A 16,355-nucleotide genomic window follows, 5' to 3' on the forward strand; every position below is an offset into this window, starting at 1 on the left:
CGAAATCGAGTTCACAAAAGCTGAGAACGTCTCATGTTTTTCGGTCCGGACCGTTGACTCCACCGACGGTGGTCGCGATTCTGAAAACTCGTCAGTAACTTGTGTGCACATGTCAATCAAGGTGAGTGATGACCATGGCTCAACCTCCGCGCCGCAGGCTCAGATCCCTCACGGTGGTGTCACTGCTCCTCGCCGTGATGTCCCTGGTACTCGGCCCGATGCCCAGCTCCGCGGCGGAGCCCGACTCCGGCTGGTGGAACCCGACCGCGCGGCCCGCGCCCGACGCGCAGATCGACGTCACGGGTGAGCCGTTCAAGGGCACCGATGCCCAGGGGCGCGTAAGAGGGTTCGTCGACGCCCACGACCACATCATGGCCAACGAGGGCTTCGGCGGCCGGCTGATCTGTGGCAAGCCGTTCTCGGAGCAGGGCGTCACCGATGCGCTCAAGGACTGCCCCGAGCACTACCCCGACGGCTCGCTCGCCATCTTCGACTTCGTCACCAAGGGTGGCGACGGCAAGCACGACCCCGATGGGTGGCCCACCTTCAAGGACTGGCCCGCCCACGACTCGCTGACCCATCAGCAGAACTACTACGCCGCAATCGAGCGGGCATGGCGTGGCGGCCAAAGGGTGCTGGTCAACGACCTGGTCACCAACGGCGTGATCTGCTCGGTCTACTTCTTCAAGGACCGCAGCTGCGACGAGATGACCGCCATCCGTCTCGAGGCGAAGAAGTCGTACGACATGCAGGCCTTCATCGACAAGATGTACGGCGGCCCGGGCAAGGGCTGGTTCCGGATCGTCACCAACAGCTCGCAGGCCCGTGAGGTCATCGAGCAGGGCAAACTGGCCGTTGTCCTGGGGGTGGAGACGTCCGAGCCGTTCGGCTGCAAGCAGATCCTGGACATCGCGCAGTGCAGCAAGGAGGACATCGACCGCGGCCTGGACGAGCTGCGCGAGCTGGGCGTGAGCAGCATGTTCCTGTGCCACAAGTTCGACAACGCCCTGTGCGGGGTGCGCTTCGACTCCGGCGCCCTCGGTACGGCGATCAACGTGGGCCAGTTCCTGTCGACCGGCACCTTCTGGAAGACGGAGACCTGCCGCGGTCCGCAGCACGACAACCCCATCGGCAACGCGGTGGCGGCGGAGGCGGAGAAGCAACTGCCGAGTGGGGTGGCCGTCCCCTCGTACGCCTCGGGCGCGCAGTGCAACACCCGCGGGCTGACCAGCCTGGGTGAGTACGCGGTGCGCGGGATGATGAAGCGCCACATGATGCTGGAGATCGACCACATGAGCGTCAAGGCCGCGGGTCAGGCCTTCGACGTCCTGGAATCCGAGTCGTACCCGGGCGTCATCTCCTCGCACAGCTGGATGGACCTGGGGTGGACCGAGCGGCTGTACAAGCTCGGCGGGTTCGCCGCCCAGTACATGAGCGGCTCCGAGGCGTTCAGTGCGGAGGCCGGACGCACGGACGCGCTGCGCGAGAAGTACCAGGTCGGCTACGGCTACGGCACCGACATGAACGGTGTCGGCGGCTGGCCGGGCCCGCGGGGCGGGGACACCCCCAACCCGGTGAAGTACCCCTTCCGCAGCACGGACGGCGGCTCAGTGATCGACAAGCAGACCACCGGCGAGCGCACGTGGGACTTCAACACCGATGGCGCGGCGCACTACGGCATGGTCCCGGACTGGATCGAGGACATCCGGATCGTCGGCGGTCAGGATGTCGTGGACGACCTCTTCACGGGTGCCGAGTCCTACCTGCGCACCTGGGGGAACACCGAGAAGCACAAGTCCGGGGTGAATCTGGCCTCGGGTGCGGCCGCCTCGGCGTCCACGTCGGAGTGGTGGAACCCGTTCGTCAGCTTCGCGCCCGGCAAGGCCGTGGACGGAGACAAGGGCACCCGCTGGGCCAGCGAGTGGAAGGACGACCAGTGGCTGGAGATCGACCTCGGATCCACGAAGGCCGTCAAGCGCGTCACCCTCGACTGGGAGGCGGCGTACGCGAAGTCGTACCGCATCGAGGTGTCGCAGGACGGCAAGAGCTGGCAGACGGCATGGTCCACGGCCGCTGGTGACGGCGGCCTGGACACAGCGTGGTTCGCCCGAACTCCGGCGCGCTACGTACGAATCCACGGTTCGGAGCGCGGCACCGAGTGGGGCTACTCACTCCAAGAGGTCGGCGTCTACAGCGACTGACGGTACCGGTGGCGTCCCGGGCCGAGGCCCGGCCGGATCAGCTCTCCCGATCCGGCCGGCCTGACGTCCCGGCACGCCACTCTCCAGATGACAGCCGTCACCCAGCGGGCTCGATCCGTGCAGGATCTCAGAACGGGGGATCGTCGTGCCAGGGGCCGTCCGGCAACTCGGCCGGCCGGGCGGCGTGCCGTTGGAGGACGACCAGGGCGTCCTCGACGCGGCCGAGATCGATGAGGTAGCCGGCGAGGTCATGGCTGTTCGCGGAGGCGTGCTGTTCGAGGACGGCGACAGCCTCCTCGGTGCGTCCGGCGCCGGCGAGCAGCTCGGCGATGTGCGGCGCCGCGTACGAGGTGGTGCCCTCAGGGTGGGAGCGGGCCTGTGCGATCGCTTCGTCGATGCCGTCGCGGGCGGCGATCAGCGGCATCCGCATCCAGTACAGGTCCCACACCTCCTCGCCCCCGCGGGCGGCGGCGAGGGCGTCGAGGTGCGCCAGGCCGTCCTCGGGGCGGCCCTGGTCGAGGCACAGCTCGGACAGAGTGTGGAGGAACCAGTCATCCCCGTTGCAGGCGTCGGCCTGAGTACGCAACAGGTCGATCGCTTCGCTCCCCCGGCCGTGCCGGGTCAGGAGTCGCGCGAGCTCGAAAGCCGAGTTGGGATTGCGTGCCACGGATCCGTCGGCCTGCCTGTATGCCGCGATCGCCCCCTCCACGTCGCCGCGCTCCTCCAGCAAGTTCGCGAGCCGTTGTACGGCGTACCTCGAGTCATCACTCGTCGCAGCTGCCCGCAGCTCGTCGAGCCGTCCGTGGCGTGCCAGCAGCGCGGCCAGTTGCTCACTGTTGTTGAGCAGCGTGGTGCTGCCGGCGCGCAGCAGGGCGATCGCCTCGTCGGTGCGGCCCTGGCGTTCGCGGATCGTGGCGATCAGCCCGAACAATGTGTCGCGATCGAGGCCTCGGCAGCACCACGGGAAGTCGGAACACCGGTGTTCGGCCCGGGTGGTGAGGAGCGCGACGGCTTCCTCGTCGCAACCGGCGGTGGCCGCGACGTCGACCAGCGCCATGGCGAGGGGCAGCTCGCCGATGTGCGGGCGCAGCAGGGCGAACGCCTCCGCGGCGCGGCCGTGCCGGGCAAGCAGGCGAGTGTAGGACTCCAGCGCCATCGGATGTCCGGCCTCCATGCGGACCTGGGTGATCTCGATCGCCTCGTCGACGCGGCCCCAGTGCTCCAGCAGCTCGGCCGCGGCGACGACGGCTGTCCACCAGCCGGTCGCCAGATACGGAGCGAGCACACGCAATGCGTCGGCCTGCCGGCCCTGCTCACCCAGCCATCGCGCCCACGCCAGCGCGCAGAACCACTCGCCGCGTTCGGCCTGCAGCTCCACCACGTCGGTGTGGCCGCGTTCGATCAGCCGCGAGACCAGCTCCGGCGGGATACAGCCGGACCGGGTCCGGGCCCGGAAGTCAAGATCAGTAGCGTCCACGGCTACGTACCATAGCGCTCGCCTCTGCCCCCCTGCCGATACCACCAGCCGCTTCGAATACAGCAGAGTGGGAATGACGCTCCCCCGCCGCTCGGGGCTTCGGCAGGGCACTCGGACCGGCGCATGTGCTACACGAACGGCCCCGGGGCCGACGCCCCCTCGTGGCAGTCACAGCGAAGACCAACAGGTCCAAGGCCGACAAGGACCCGTCGGAATGGGTGCCGCCAGCCCACTCCGCAAAGTGCACCTGCCTCGCCGACCGGGCCGCCACGAAGCTCCGTTGGAAACCGACCGCGGACGGCAAGGAACGGACTTCGCTGGAACAACTCGCCACCGGCTGCTCCAGCACCGTCGTGAAGTACGAGGCCGCCCCCCTGAGCAGCAGGCACTGCACACGCACCGCATCCAGGCCAAGGTGAGGGTGCAGTGCCGACCGGACTCTCCCCGCACCTCCACGTACCAAGTCCGTCTCCACCCGCGTGTACGACTCACCTTCCGCACGCCGCTCCCCCACCACCACGCCGCACTGCTCAAGGCCTGACCGACACGAGCCGCGAGTACAGGCTCCAGACGGGCGGACGCCCAGGCCGTCCCGCCGTCCTCCCGTACTCGCCCGCAGGGCGAGCGGCCCGGTCGCGTCAGCGGTGACAAGGCGTCGGCTCTCGCCGCAACGGGCGGCCCGTCTCGCTCGCGATGAGGGAGGGGGGCCGCCTGATTCCGGGCGCCGCCCCGACGCCGCAATATGGCCTGTGCCTGAACCTGGGCCCTGATGCGGGCGGTTCAACTCGTACTTCACCGACGGTCGGCAGGGAGAGCTTTGACCATTTGGCCGTTGACCAGGACGACGAGGCAACCGCAGCCACCGGTGCAGTACTCGACCTCGCCCTCGGACGTACGGTGGCGGGATCGCAGCGTCCACCACCGCGCGTCCCCCTCGGTCGGCCCATGGCAGACGGGGCAGCGGTCCTGCGACGGCGTAACGGTGACCGAAGGTACGGGTGTCATGCCACCAACATGCTGTCACTGTCTATGGCATTTCAACCATTACATCGAGCACAAAGTACAGCTGTCAGAGGTGTCGGGCCGGGCCTCCGGTGCGGCAGGCCGCCCAGCCCGCCGCACCGACCAGGCACCGGCCAGGACGACAAGCGCGATCGCTGCCAGCCGGCGTTCGGTCAGCTGCTCGCGCAACAGCAGGAACCCGACGGCCGCCGCCACGGCGGGGCTCAGCGCGAGAAGCACCCCGAAGGCGCGGGCATCGATACACCGCAGCACCGCCATGTCCAGCGCGTACGGAATCAGCGAGACAGAAGAGCCACGAGAAGACCGGCGAGGAGAACCGCCGGGCGGGTCGCCACCGCAACGCCGTCCGTGACAGCGGAGACTGCCGTCAGGACGCAGCCACCGCAGGCCAGTGCCAGCGCCAGGCCCGTCCGGTCGGGAAGCGGCCTTCCGACCCGCCGACTCAAGGCCACATACCCGGCCCGACACAGCGCGGCGGCGCCTCCCGGCATCAGCCCTCCGGCGGGCAGCGAGGCACCCGGGCCCGTCAGCAGCAGTACGCCCGCCGGCGCCAGCAACGCCACCGCGAGATGCTCCGGCCGGTGAGACAGAGCGATCGACGAGGTGAGCGGGCCGAGCAGTTCCACGGTCGCGGCCACGCCGATCGGCAGGCGGCTGATGGCCCGTAAGTACGCCGTATTCGTGGCCACGAAGACCAGACCGAGCGGGATCACTGCACGCCACTGCACCGCCGTGCCCCTGCGCAGTGACGGCCGGACGAGCAGCCAAAGGGTCGCGGCGGAGAAGGACAGCCGCATAGCGGCCAGAGCCGAGGGACCGAGGGGCCCGTACACTTCCTTGGCGACGGCCGCCCCGCCTGAGGACTGGCGATCTGGACCAGCATCAACGTCCGCTTGTCGCGGACGCGTGCCGCGAGAAGCGGACAGCCTGCACCATCGTGTCTCCGAGATCTCGTCGCATCCGGTGTCGTCCGGCAGGCAACGACGGCCATACGGCGCTTCAGCCTGTGGCCCCGGGGCGCCCCGGGGCCACGCGATGATGTAATTATCTTATGCAGTTCAACCATTACGGCGGTGAGGCCGCCCGACTCGCCGCTGACCTGGTCAACCTGACCGAGGCACCCCATCCCACGGACCTGGAACCCCTTCTGGCCATGCACGGCGTGGTGAACCGCACGCTCACCACCGCGCAGGCCGAGACCATCTGGACATGGAGCCGGCGCCTGGCCGCATGTTTCGGTCGGCAGAGCCTCGACGTGCGGTGCGACGCGGTCAATGCGCTCCTCGCCGACGCTTCCAGCAGCCCCCGTATCTCTCTGCACGATGGCCAGCCCCATCTGCACTACAGCGCCACCGGCGCCGACCCGGCCGCGCATATCCGCGCCATCACCGCGGCCGGACTCGCCTACGTCATCTGCTCCGCCGACGCCGAGCGGCTGGGACGCTGTGCACGACGCGACTGCGCTCTGGCCTTCGTCGACACCTCCCGCAACGGCAGACGCGCCTACTGCTCGGTGCGCTGCGCCAACAACGACGCCGTGGCCCGCCACCGCGAGCGACGCCACGGAAGCACGACACCGACAACCGGACCACCGACACCACGCGCATAAAGAAGTGCAGTCGGTGGCGCAGACATGGCGAGAGGCAGGGAGGACAGAGCTGCCGACGCGAGCCTTGAAGGAGCGGCTGAATGCCTATGGCACCGCGCTGGTGGACGCGCCGGGCCGAGCCAATGGGTCCAGGCGGGCCGGGACACGGAGGTGCCGGGGCGCCCTGTGCCTCAGATCGGCTGAGCACAGCAATCCGACGGGCGACTGCCTAGTCCTGCGGGGCGGCCCGTCGCGCTGCCAACTATTCGCTCCAGTTCCCGCCGGCGCGGGTGGCCCAGCGTTCGGCTGTCTTGGGGTGAATGCCGAGCAGGCCGGCGATGACCATGGCCGGCATGTCTACCAGGGCGTCCACCAAGGCGGTGTTGCGTGCTGCGCGGGCGGGCAGCCGGTGGTGTCTCAGGGCGTCGGCGACGCCGAGGGGTTGCGCGGGCGTCCAGGGCTGTGACCGGGCAAAAGGTACCTGCGCCCGGCCGTGTTGCTGTCCTGGGGGGCTGCGTTGGAGCTGATCGTCGATGAGTCGGGCGAACTTCGGCGGGAGCACGAAGGGAGAAGCTGGTTTCCGGTGCTCGTCAGAGACACCTCGTCGTGGAGTCGGGTAATAGAAGTGTCCGCATGCATCGCCCGAGTTCACATTCCGCGGTCGGGCCCGTGCCAGGGAACAGGGCGATCGTCCGGGCTCATGGGCAGATGCTGGAGTTGAACAGGCCCGGGGTAGAAGTACGTCCCGTCGGGATGGATGACTTCCTCCCCGAGGAGATGCCGGTAGAGCCACTCGGCGAAGCCCATGGCGTGCTCCCAGTACCCGCTTTCGTCCCGGTCGTGGACCACCACGCTCCAACCGGGCGTGCGTGAGCTGCGGCCGAGAAAGACGTGGAAGCCGAAGTCGGTCGACAAGGCAGGAATCAGGACTCCGTCAGCACCGGTCTCCGGGTGCGGAAGGCCGTCCCAGTTCGCGTCGCGGAAGGCTTGCTCGGTCTCCCGGAGGCGAGGATCGCGGCGGGCAGCTCGGTGGCGAGCTGGAACAGGGCGGTCGAGCGAGTCTCGGCGAGGCGGATGCCGGCTGCCCACAGGTGCTGGCGGACGACCGTGAGCTGGGTGTGTGATGTCCTGGCATCTGCTGCGGCGGCAAAGACGCCGCAGCAGATGCCAGGTCGCGTATCGGTGGAGGATCTTGCGCCCCTCGACGGTTGCGTGGCAGCGGGTGACATTCGCGTTTCGGGGAGCAACTGCGCGCATTCGGAGGATCTCGTCGTGGTCCGCACCTCACCCTCGACGGACACCCAGGTTGTACGCCCTACTTCGGTGCCTGGAAGCCGCCGATCTCCTGCTCAAGCAATTCGGCCAGCCGCAGCGGGGTGCGGTCCTCGAACATCGGGCCGATGAGCTGCACTCCCACCGGCAGCCCTTCGGGCGACCGGCCCGCTGGTATGGCGGTGGCGGGTAGACCGGGCATAGTGGCCAGACCGGCCCAGACGAGCTGGTCGAAGTACGGATACTTGACGCCGTCGATGTCGATCCGACGTTTCATCAGGTCGGGGTTGTGGTCGTGCGGGAACGCGGGAGTGGGCGTGATGGGACACACCACGGCGTCGAACTCGGCGAAGAACTGCCTCCATCCATGGCGGTGGAGCTCGCGCAGGCTGTTCGCCTCGATCCAGTCGCGGTGGCTGAGCACCATGCCGCGCAGCCGCGCCGCATCGAGGTTCTGGTCGTCTGCGCTCAATCCGGCGGCGCGGGCCTGCAGCTGCTCGTACGCTTCGACGGGAAATCGTGCAACGGAGCCCGAAAACAGGAACCGCGTGTAGAGCAACGCGGCTTCGGTCAGATCGGGCAGCAGCGGACTGTCCCGCTCGACGTGGGCACCGCCGTCGACAAGCGCATCGGCTACCCGGCCCACGCCCGCCCGGACAGCGGATCCGGTCGGAATGAACGGATGCTCGTCGAGGACCAGGACCCGGAAGTCGCGGAGCCGTTCGTGGCGCGCGGGCGGCAGCGCCAGGTGGTGCGCCGCGCCGAGCGTCAGCGGGTCCGGTCCGGCCATGACGTCGAGCAGGAGCGTGAGGTCGCGAGCGGTGCGCGCCATCGGACCGACGACGGCAAGGTCGTGCTCGACCGGCAGGGCCGGCCCGGGCGGCGGGACCATGCCGCGGCTCGCCGCCAGCCCGAGTGTCGGCTTGTGCGCGTAGATGCCGCAGAAATGCGCGGGGGTGCGCAACGAACCGGCGAGGTCGGAGCCGATGGACAGAGCGCCGAATCCGGACGCCAGGGCCGCCGCCGAGCCGCCGGAGGATCCGCCCGACGTACGACGGTGGTTCCACGGGTTGTTGGTGGTGCCGTAGATCTCGTTGAAGGTCTGCACATCCTGCAGCCCCACGGGCACATTGGTCTTGCCGAGCACCACCGCGCCCGCGGCCTTGAGCCGCGACACCTGCACCGCGTCCTCGGCCGGCACGAAGTTCCGGTGCGGCGGCATACCCCAGGTCGTGGGCAGCCCCGCAATGTCGTACGACTCCTTGACCGTCACCGGAATGCCCAGCAGCGGCCGGTCCTCACCGCGCTCACGCGCCCGGTCGGCACCACGAGCGGCGGCCCGTGCTCGGTCGAAGTCCGGCACACAGATCGCGTTGATCGCATCGTCGTCCCGTTCAATACGGGCGATCGCTTCGTCGGTCAGTGCCGCCGAGGTCACTTCACCGGCCCGCAAGGCAGCCGCGAGTTGTTCGGCCGTCGCATAATTCCGCTTCATGAATCCGACCGTATGGGCCTGTGGAGGAGGGCACGAAATGCCGCTTCACACAACGGATTGGATGTGTCAATACTCATCTGCCTGACGGTCCTCGACCCGATTCTCGTAGTGCTGGTGGGACTCGTTCAGTCCGCGGGTGTCCGGCTGGCCAGCGGTGTGATGGCGCTGGACTTCATCGCGAACTGGATCGTCAACTGGTGGCAGCCGCAGGACAATCCGGCGTTGCTGCTGCATCCCGTCGGACCGCCGCCCAGCACGCTCTTCGGCTTGTTCGTCATCGCGCGCTTGGCTCCCTTCCTTCGAACCACGAAGGGGTGACCGTGCATCTCAGCTGCACGACCCGATGACGGGTAGTTCGAGGGTTCCTCCAGTCCTGCCCACGCACCCGCTGGACTGGCATGAGCTGGTCGTCGTGCTGAATCGCTTCCTTCTGCTCAGGCATGCCCAGGTACATGCCTGGGCGGCTGATCTGCAGTCGAACGGGTCCGCTTGCCGACCTGCGGCTCCCGGCTGAACCGGATCGAAGCGATCACCCGGTGACGGATGCCCAGAGCGACTTCGCGCCAGGGCTCGCAAGCGGGATCGCCGGCACGATGCCGCGAACCTCCGAAGGCGCATGAGCGCCGAGCGTATTCCTACTCCAGCAGCTTTCGCCGAGTGCAGTAACTTGCCAACGCCCCCTGGGAACGACCAGCTGCCGCAGAGCAGGACAACCGGAGGATCGTGTATGCCCCGAGAAGCTCCCTACCTCGCAGTGGCCGACGTCCTGCGTGCGCGGATTCTCGCGGGAGAGTGGCAGGTCGGCGAGCGCCTGCCGTCCCGGGCACGGTTTGCCGAGGAGTACGGGGTTGGGCGCAACGTCATGCAGCGGGCTATGGACCGATTGATCACCGACGGTCTCCTAGAAGGACGCGCCGGCTCGGGCACCTACGTCCGCACCCCGCGCGAGCGCCTGCGGCTGGTCCGCTCGCGGCACCGGGATCGCGGGTTCGGCTCCTCCCCCTGCTCCGGGGCGAGGCAACGGGGCAGCGCCGACGCCTGGGATTCACACAGCAGGGTGCGTGTCCCTGCCCCTGAGGAAATCGCCATGCGGCTTGGAATCAGGCCTGGAGACCTCTGCGTCAACACACATTACGAGTTCCTCGCCGACGGGATCCCCGTCCAGCTCTCCGATTCCTGGGAGCCGATGACCATCACGGGCGGAACGCCGATCGTGCTGCCCGAAATGGGGCCCCTGGCGGGAAAGGGCGTGGTCGAGCGCATGCGGTCCATCGGCGTGGCCATCTCGACTGTGTCGGAGGTTCCGCGCCCGGCTCGTGCCACTCAGACGCAAGCGAACCTGCTGGGGATCAGTGTGGGGGACCTCGTGCTCCAGATCGAGCGCACCATCTACGCCGCCGACGGGCGCCCGGTGGAGACCGCCGACATGGTCATTCCGGACGTGCGTCGGGAAGTGGTCTACGAGTTCGGAGTCGACCGCCCGTAGCCCTTGAAGCCAGTGGAACTGGCCTTTCACTTCCGAGAGCAGAGGACACGAATGCCAAAGACCTCCCGGCTCGGACTCCTGAGAGATCGGGATTTCGGGCGTTTGTTTGCTGCCACCGCGCTCGGACAACTAGGCGACCGCATCATCTTTCTGGCGTTGCCTCTGGTTGCCGTCGTGGCATTGAATGCTGACGAGTTCCAGGTCGGGCTCTTGGCCACGATGACCACCGCAGGATCGCTCCTGATCGGGCTACCGGCGGGCGCATGGGTGGACCGCATGCGAAAGCGATCGGTAATGATCAGCACTGATCTCGTCCGCGCACTGGCCCTCATAACGATACCTGTCGCGTGGTGGGCCGGCCTGCTCACCATCTGGTGGCTCTACATAGTCGCCTTGTTTCATGGAGTGCTGACCGCATTCTTCGATGTCGCGTACGTCAGCTATCTCCCACACCTGGTTGGTCGCAGTAATCTCATGGAAGGAAACTCAAAGCTTTCGGCAATACGCTCGGTGACCAGTATCAGCGGGCCGACGGTGGCAGGGCCGCTGATCGGCCTGGTTGGAGCTCCTGCAACACTCTTGGCGAGTTCGGCCGGAATGGCCATGTCCGGACTGCTCGCAATCACTATCCGCAGACGCGAACCAAAGCCGGAGCCGAGTGAGAATCCGCAACTGTGGCAGGAGATCAAGGATGGACTCGGGTTCACCCTCAAGCACTCGCCCCTGCGCGCAATCATGCTGGGAGATGCGATATTCAATCTTTTCCTGGTCATGTATCAAACCATGCTGCTGGTCTTCCTGGAGCGGGAGATGGGCCTCCAGCCCTTCGCCATCGGCCTTGTTCTGTCCGGGATGGGTTGTGGCGCCCTGCTCGGAGCACTGACGGCAACCACGATCTCGAAGTGGATCGGGCAGGGTCCGACCATCTGGATCGCAGCACTGGTCACCTGTCCGTTGACTGCCCTGATGCCATTGGCGCGACCGGGCTCGAGCCTGTACATGGCTGCGATCGGACTTGCGGCCCTTTCACTGGGTGGAGTCGTTCGCGTTGTCTCTCAATCAAGCTTCCAACAGGCCCTGACACCGGATCGGCTTCTTGGCCGGATGAGCGCGACCACCCGATTCGTGTCCTGGGGTGGCATTCCTGTCGGTGGGCTCTTGGGCGGAGCCTCGGGCTCCGCCTTCGGAGCCACAACCACCTTGTGGATTGGTGCAGCCGGTATGACACTGAGCTTCCTCCCTAACTTCCTGTCACCGCTCCGAACGATGCACAGACTGCCCGGGGGAAATACTCCCGAGCTCGCACGCTGAGTATTCACAAGCGGCTGATAAAAAGAGAGCTCACGTATCACCTGCAGGGCCAAGGGGCCTTGGTCACCACCGCAGCCGGCGCGGTCGAGGTGAAGGCGCCCCGGGTGAACGACAAGCATCTCGACAAGCCACGGACGAGCACAAGCGGTTCGCCTCCGCGATATTGCCGCCTTGGTGCCGCAAGTCATCGAAGACCAGCGAGGTGCTGCCGCTGCTCCACCTGCACGGCCTGTCCTCAAACGACTTCGTGCCCGCGCTGAAGCAGTTCGTGGGCAGCTCGACCGGTCTCTCACCCGCGACGGTCACCCGGCTGACGGCGCAGTGGCAGGCCGACCGCGCCCCGTTCATGGATCACGACCTGTCCGAGGTCGACCACGTGTACGTTTGTGGGCCGACGGCATCCGCCTCAACGTCCGCCCGGAAAAGGCCAAAGCATGTGTCCTGGTCCTGATCGGAGTGCGTGCCGACGGCTCCAAGAAACTGGTCGCGCTCAAGGACGGCTGCCGCGAGTCGGGATAATTTTGAGCTGGTCTGATCCCCAAAAAGGTCGAAAAGATCACCGATGATCAGGAGCAAGCTCTGGCGTTCTACGACTTCCCGGCCGAACACTGGACCCACCTGCGCACCACGGATCCGATCGAGTCGGCCTTCGCCACCGCCCAAGTGCGAACCAAGGTCACCCGCGGCACTGGCTCCCGCCCCGCCGGGCTGACCATGGTCTTCAAACTCGTCGAGTCTGCCCAGCAACGGTGGCGGGCCGTGAACGCACCCCACCTCGTCGCCCTCGTCCGGGCAGGCGCCCGCTTCGAACGCGGCCGACTCATCGAACGCCCGAAGCGGTTGCGCATGATCAAGGGCAGCCGATTGCCTGGGGGGCGACGTGGCATGGTCTGAACACGTGGTGGTGCGAGACGGCGTCCGGCTTGGCTGCCGGGACTGGGGTGGGCCTGGACAGCCCATCGTGCTGCTGCACGGCCTGGCCGGTCACGCGGGCGAATGGGACGTGCTGGCCAGGCGCTTGAGCTCCAGATATCGGGTCGTCGCGGTTGACCAGCGCGGGCACGGCGCCAGCGAGCGCCGCCCGCAGGACGTCTCCCGCGCCGCCTACGTTGCCGACGTCATCGCCGTTGTCGATCAGCTGGCGCTGCAGCGGCCCGCCCTGGTCGGCCAGTCGCTGGGCGGGCACACGGCCATGCTCACCGCCGCCGCACACCCCGGACTCTTCCGCGCGCTCGTGCTCGTCGAGGCCGGATCCGGCGGTCCAAACCCGAACGGCCCCGTGGACATCGGCGGATGGCTCGACTCATGGCCGATACCGTTCTCCTCACGCGAAGCAGCAGCCGCGTTTTGGGGCGGCGGACCAATTGGCGCAAGCTGGGCGGCCGGGCTGGAGGAACGCGAGGGCGAATGGTGGCCTCGCTTCGACCGGGACGTGATGGTCCGCTCACTGACGGAGAACGCCCAGCGTTCCTTCCGGCACGAGTGGGGACAGGTCGCATGCCCCACCCTGGTCGTCCTGGCCCAATCCAGCTTCGTCCCTGCACAGGAAGCCGACGAGATGCTCCGGCAGCGACCCGCCACCACAGCCTTGAGCATCCCTGGCACCGGCCACGACCTGCACCTGGAACAGCCTGAAATTTTACACACCGCGCTCTCGGACTTCCTTGAGGGCCTCACCTAGGTGATCAATTCCAAGGGATGGCTGCAGAGGGTGTGGGGTGGGCGGCGGCCGAAGCCACCGTGAGACGGTCACGCGGCGAGCTGCCTTCCCTGGTTGTCGAGGTGACAGCGGGCGGTCAGGCGTCAGGGTCGACTTCGGGGTGCGTGAACCTCACGGGCTTGCCCAGCGACCGGGCGTAGGCGATTTCAGCCCGGGTGCTGTCTCCGATGTAGTCGCCGACTACGAGCACCTCATCAGCGAGCCGGATCTTCGCCCGGTGCAGATCGTCGAGTCGAACCTTCAGCGCCTCGGCCTCGACAGGATCGGACCAAAGTTCGTGCGGCGACTTCATGTCACAGCCCGGTTTGACGACAATCTTCCCGGCTTTGGTCTCCCGCAGATCGGCCTCGTTCATCTCGGTCATGAAGCGGGTGGAGCCGCAGATCACGACGATACGCGGGAGGCTCAACAGCCTCTTCGCGTCGGTGAGCTTCTGCTCGGGGGTGAGCAGTTGCGGGTATGACACTGGTTCCTCCTTGTGGTGTGGCCCAAGGGGTGCCTGTGGAAACGAGAGCGAGGATGCCCAAGATCGTTTTGTGACGAACGATGTGGACACCCTCGCGACAGCACTCTATGCGACGACCGACGACATGCTGAGGAGCGTCCCGACCTGGCGCCGTGGCGCCCGCCGGTCGGCATTACACCCTGCCTGAGCGATGCCGAACTGGTCACCCTCGCCGTGATTCACGGCCATACGCGGCTACACCTCCGAGGCCAAATGGCTCCGCCATGCCCGTGCCCACCTGCGCCACCTCTTCCCCTATCTGCCCCAGCAGCCCGGCTACAGCAAGCGGCTGCGCAAGGCCGCCGGTGTGATGCGAAGCGTCAACCGGATCCTGGCCACCACCACCTCGGTGTGGAGCGACGAGGTATGGGGCGTGGACTCCACCCCGGCGGGAGGAACGCAAGGCCGCCGCGGTCGCGACGAACCCCCCGTTTGCGGGATGAGACAAAGCTTCGCTGACTCCCGGCTCTGCGCCGCCATCGCCGACCGGATCGTCATCCGCTGCACCCTCATCCAGACTGGCACCGAGTCCAACCGCTACCAATCCATCGCCGCCGAACACGCCAAGCAAGATACCTGACCGGTGGCCGGGGAAACCTGCGATCGTCGACCACGGAGCCGATCAGCCGGACGGCGTGAGTGAAGACCACGCGCCGAACCACTGCTCGGCGCCCCACGCCTCGAATCGTTCCAGCTCGGTGAACCCCAGCTTCGCCGCGAGGCGGACCGAGCGGGCGTTGGCGGTCTGGGTATAGAGCACCACCGGCTCACCGGGCAGCGCGCCGGCAAACCAGTCGAGTGCCGCTGCGCATGCCTCTATGGCGTACCCGTGCCCCCACGCCTCCGGTAGGAACAAGTAGCCGAGCTCAGTCTCCCCCGCCTCCAGACGGCGGTTGTTCGGACGCTCGGGGGCATGCGGTTTGAGCTGGACCGTACCGATCATTACCCCGTCGAGCTCGGCCACGAACCAGCCACGGAACTGCCCAGGCACCTCGGGCACCGTGCGTTCGAGCTCGGCACGTGGTCGAGGGCCACCGAGATAGGTGTTCACCTCCGGCGAGGCGCTCAGCTCGATGACCGCCTCGCGGTCCCGGGCCTCGGACTCACGGAGTACGAGCCGCTCGGTCTTGATCGGAGCAGGTGGCCAGGCGAGGGCTCTGTGGTCGGTCATGCAACCAAACTAACCAGCGGGCTCAGAGGCGATCAAGACTCGCCGACCGATCAACCCACCGACCCGGGCATCGCCCTCACCAAGGGGGCCGGGCCCCGACCTGCCTGCCCGGGGCCCGCCGAACGGCAACGGATGCGGTGTCGACAGGGCGGCACACCGTTCCAGAGGTCTGAATCGCCTGCAGCATGGTGGTGGCCGAGCAGCTGCGGTGGGACGCCCCGGAGCCCCGGGACGGACCGCTCGCGCTGCGGATTCGGGAGCGGCCCACCCCCAGAGCATTCGTTCGGCGGCTCGTCGGATAGGTGAACCGAAGTTGCGAAGCTGTCACCGGCGAAGCCGGACCAGCTTACGGACAGGACCGGTTCAGGCGGCCCGGTTGTCACCGATGAACCATCCAACTTGTCGCAAGTGCTCATTCGGTAGCCTTTCCGGCACCAGAAGGCTTCTGCGGGTTCGTCAGCTTTCCGGCACGGTAGCGCTCCAGGACCTTGCCTCGGCGCGGGGCCGACTGCTGCTCGTGATCGCTCATGCTGCCCATTCGGCCACGGAGCCCCTGTGGACAGAGGAGAGCATCCACTCCGGCGGCGGGTACTGTCAGCGTCCGTCCCTATGGTGGGAGACCTGCAGCGTCCTCCGCCCCGAGCCGATGCCGGTGCCCATACGGGTGCTGCTGCCCGGTATCCAGGAGGTCATCGCGCACCTGTGACACCGGCGCCGGCTGCGCGACGGCCGGCTGTACGGGATCGGCCTCCCGTCCTGCCGCAACGGCGCTGGTGACAGCGCGGGTTGCCGAGCATCCGGTCTGGGTCCGGGCGCCGGAGCACGCGGCCCTTGGGCGGCATCCCGTACGACGACGTGCCCACCGAGTACCTGCATCCGCCCTCGCCCATCGAGCATGCGCTGGGGCCATGCCGCCCGTCGGGTTGGGGGCGGGCGAACGCCGGCGGCCGGGCGGGGGGACTTCGCGGGAGTTCGAGTTCCGGGCGGTGGGGGCCGGTTGGTCAGATGACACGGGGGATGGTCTCGTTGCGGTTGGTGGACCAGTTGGTGACGACGGGCTGGTCCACGGTGGCCATGTCGGGGAGTTCGAGCTCGGCGGGGTTGGG

13 protein-coding genes and 3 pseudogenes are annotated in these 16,355 nt (G+C 67.5%); 9 read left to right on the forward strand and 7 right to left on the reverse strand.

The window, feature by feature from the left end; genetic code table 11:
* Nucleotides 1-128 precede the first annotated feature (128 nt).
* Complete coding sequence (locus AB0D53_RS35945; RefSeq protein ID WP_362453537.1) at nt 129-2,201, forward strand: discoidin domain-containing protein; 2,073 nt, start codon at nt 129-131, stop codon at nt 2,199-2,201.
* A 127-nt stretch (nt 2,202-2,328) separates the two neighbouring features.
* Here the strand turns inward: AB0D53_RS35945 and AB0D53_RS35950 are convergent, their stop codons facing one another.
* The 3 genes from AB0D53_RS35950 to AB0D53_RS35960 all read right to left on the reverse strand — a co-directional run bounded on the left by AB0D53_RS35950 (nt 2,329) and on the right by AB0D53_RS35960 (nt 5,498).
* Nucleotides 2,329-3,678, reverse strand: a complete 1,350-nt coding sequence (locus tag AB0D53_RS35950; RefSeq protein WP_362453539.1) for a hypothetical protein — start codon at nt 3,676-3,678, stop codon at nt 2,329-2,331.
* A 1,044-nt stretch (nt 3,679-4,722) separates the two neighbouring features.
* A complete protein-coding gene (locus AB0D53_RS35955; RefSeq protein ID WP_362453540.1) occupies nt 4,723-4,959 on the reverse strand; it encodes a hypothetical protein in 237 nt (78 codons plus the stop codon).
* Nucleotides 4,960-4,976: 17 nt separating this feature from the next.
* Nucleotides 4,977-5,498 carry a hypothetical protein gene (locus tag AB0D53_RS35960; protein ID WP_362453541.1) on the reverse strand — a complete coding sequence of 174 codons (522 nt, stop codon included), beginning with the start codon at nt 5,496-5,498 and terminating at the stop codon, nt 4,977-4,979.
* A gap of 254 nt (nt 5,499-5,752) precedes the next feature.
* Here AB0D53_RS35960 and AB0D53_RS35965 point away from each other — a divergent pair, with 254 nt between their 5' ends.
* The gene (locus AB0D53_RS35965) at nt 5,753-6,310 is read left to right on the forward strand and encodes a CGNR zinc finger domain-containing protein (protein ID WP_362453543.1); all 558 of its coding nucleotides are present in this window, start codon (nt 5,753-5,755) and stop codon (nt 6,308-6,310) included.
* Nucleotides 6,309-6,425 (forward strand): annotated as a pseudogene (locus AB0D53_RS35970) (aminoglycoside phosphotransferase family protein); the annotation flags it as partial. The gene AB0D53_RS35965 and the pseudogene AB0D53_RS35970, both read left to right, overlap by 2 nt.
* A gap of 512 nt (nt 6,426-6,937) precedes the next feature.
* On the opposite strand, the gene AB0D53_RS35975 reads toward AB0D53_RS35970, so the two are convergent.
* Entirely contained in the window at nt 6,938-7,204 is a 267-nt protein-coding gene (locus tag AB0D53_RS35975) for a hypothetical protein (protein WP_362453545.1), read from the reverse strand.
* 400 nt (nt 7,205-7,604) lie between these two features.
* Nucleotides 7,605-9,056 (reverse strand): amidase, encoded by a 1,452-nt coding sequence (locus AB0D53_RS35980; RefSeq protein ID WP_362453546.1) that lies wholly within the window; start codon nt 9,054-9,056, stop codon nt 7,605-7,607.
* Nucleotides 9,057-9,119: 63 nt separating this feature from the next.
* Between AB0D53_RS35980 and AB0D53_RS35985 the strand changes: the two genes are divergently transcribed.
* The 5 genes and pseudogenes from AB0D53_RS35985 to AB0D53_RS36005 all read left to right on the forward strand — a co-directional run bounded on the left by AB0D53_RS35985 (nt 9,120) and on the right by AB0D53_RS36005 (nt 13,534).
* Entirely contained in the window at nt 9,120-9,374 is a 255-nt protein-coding gene (locus AB0D53_RS35985) for a hypothetical protein (protein ID WP_362453547.1), read from the forward strand.
* Between the two features lie 409 nt (nt 9,375-9,783).
* The gene (locus tag AB0D53_RS35990) at nt 9,784-10,542 is read left to right on the forward strand and encodes a GntR family transcriptional regulator (protein WP_362453548.1); all 759 of its coding nucleotides are present in this window, start codon (nt 9,784-9,786) and stop codon (nt 10,540-10,542) included.
* A 51-nt stretch (nt 10,543-10,593) separates the two neighbouring features.
* A complete protein-coding gene (locus AB0D53_RS35995; RefSeq protein WP_362453549.1) occupies nt 10,594-11,853 on the forward strand; it encodes an MFS transporter in 1,260 nt (419 codons plus the stop codon).
* Nucleotides 11,850-12,747, forward strand: a pseudogene (locus AB0D53_RS36000) (transposase). The gene AB0D53_RS35995 and the pseudogene AB0D53_RS36000 overlap by 4 nt, the downstream one beginning before the upstream one ends.
* Nucleotides 12,734-13,534: an alpha/beta hydrolase gene (locus AB0D53_RS36005; RefSeq protein ID WP_362453551.1), complete on the forward strand. Its 801-nt coding sequence runs from the start codon at nt 12,734-12,736 to the stop codon at nt 13,532-13,534. Before AB0D53_RS36000 ends, AB0D53_RS36005 begins: the two are co-directional and overlap by 14 nt.
* Nucleotides 13,535-13,649: 115 nt before the next feature.
* On the opposite strand, the gene AB0D53_RS36010 is transcribed toward AB0D53_RS36005, so the two are convergent.
* On the reverse strand, nt 13,650-14,039 hold the full coding sequence (locus AB0D53_RS36010) for a hypothetical protein (protein WP_362453552.1): 390 nt from the start codon (nt 14,037-14,039) through the stop codon (nt 13,650-13,652).
* A 70-nt stretch (nt 14,040-14,109) separates the two neighbouring features.
* On the opposite strand from AB0D53_RS36010, the pseudogene AB0D53_RS36015 reads away from it, so the two are divergent.
* Nucleotides 14,110-14,466, forward strand: a pseudogene (locus AB0D53_RS36015) (IS982 family transposase); the annotation flags it as partial.
* A 234-nt stretch (nt 14,467-14,700) separates the two neighbouring features.
* Here the strand turns inward: AB0D53_RS36015 and AB0D53_RS36020 are convergent.
* Complete coding sequence (locus AB0D53_RS36020; protein WP_362453553.1) at nt 14,701-15,249, reverse strand: GNAT family N-acetyltransferase; 549 nt, start codon at nt 15,247-15,249, stop codon at nt 14,701-14,703.
* Between the last annotated feature and the right edge of the window lie 1,106 nt (nt 15,250-16,355).

Origin of the sequence: Streptomyces sp. NPDC048295, from assembly GCF_040652135.1 — a bacterium.
GTDB lineage: Bacteria > Actinomycetota > Actinomycetes > Streptomycetales > Streptomycetaceae > Streptomyces.

Bases quoted from the DNA above. Each gene is read 5' to 3' on its own strand.
- AB0D53_RS35945 (WP_362453537.1), top strand. From the start codon at position 129: ATGACCATGGCTCAACCTCCGCGCCGCAGGCTCAGATCCCTCACGGTG.
- AB0D53_RS35955 (WP_362453540.1), bottom strand. From the start codon at position 4,959: ATGGCGGTGCTGCGGTGTATCGATGCCCGCGCCTTCGGGGTGCTTCTC.
- AB0D53_RS35960 (WP_362453541.1), bottom strand. From the start codon at position 5,498: ATGCGGCTGTCCTTCTCCGCCGCGACCCTTTGGCTGCTCGTCCGGCCG.
- AB0D53_RS35965 (WP_362453543.1), top strand. From the start codon at position 5,753: ATGCAGTTCAACCATTACGGCGGTGAGGCCGCCCGACTCGCCGCTGAC.
- AB0D53_RS35980 (WP_362453546.1), bottom strand. From the start codon at position 9,056: ATGAAGCGGAATTATGCGACGGCCGAACAACTCGCGGCTGCCTTGCGG.
- AB0D53_RS35990 (WP_362453548.1), top strand. From the start codon at position 9,784: ATGCCCCGAGAAGCTCCCTACCTCGCAGTGGCCGACGTCCTGCGTGCG.
- AB0D53_RS35995 (WP_362453549.1), top strand. From the start codon at position 10,594: ATGCCAAAGACCTCCCGGCTCGGACTCCTGAGAGATCGGGATTTCGGG.
- AB0D53_RS36020 (WP_362453553.1), bottom strand. From the start codon at position 15,249: ATGACCGACCACAGAGCCCTCGCCTGGCCACCTGCTCCGATCAAGACC.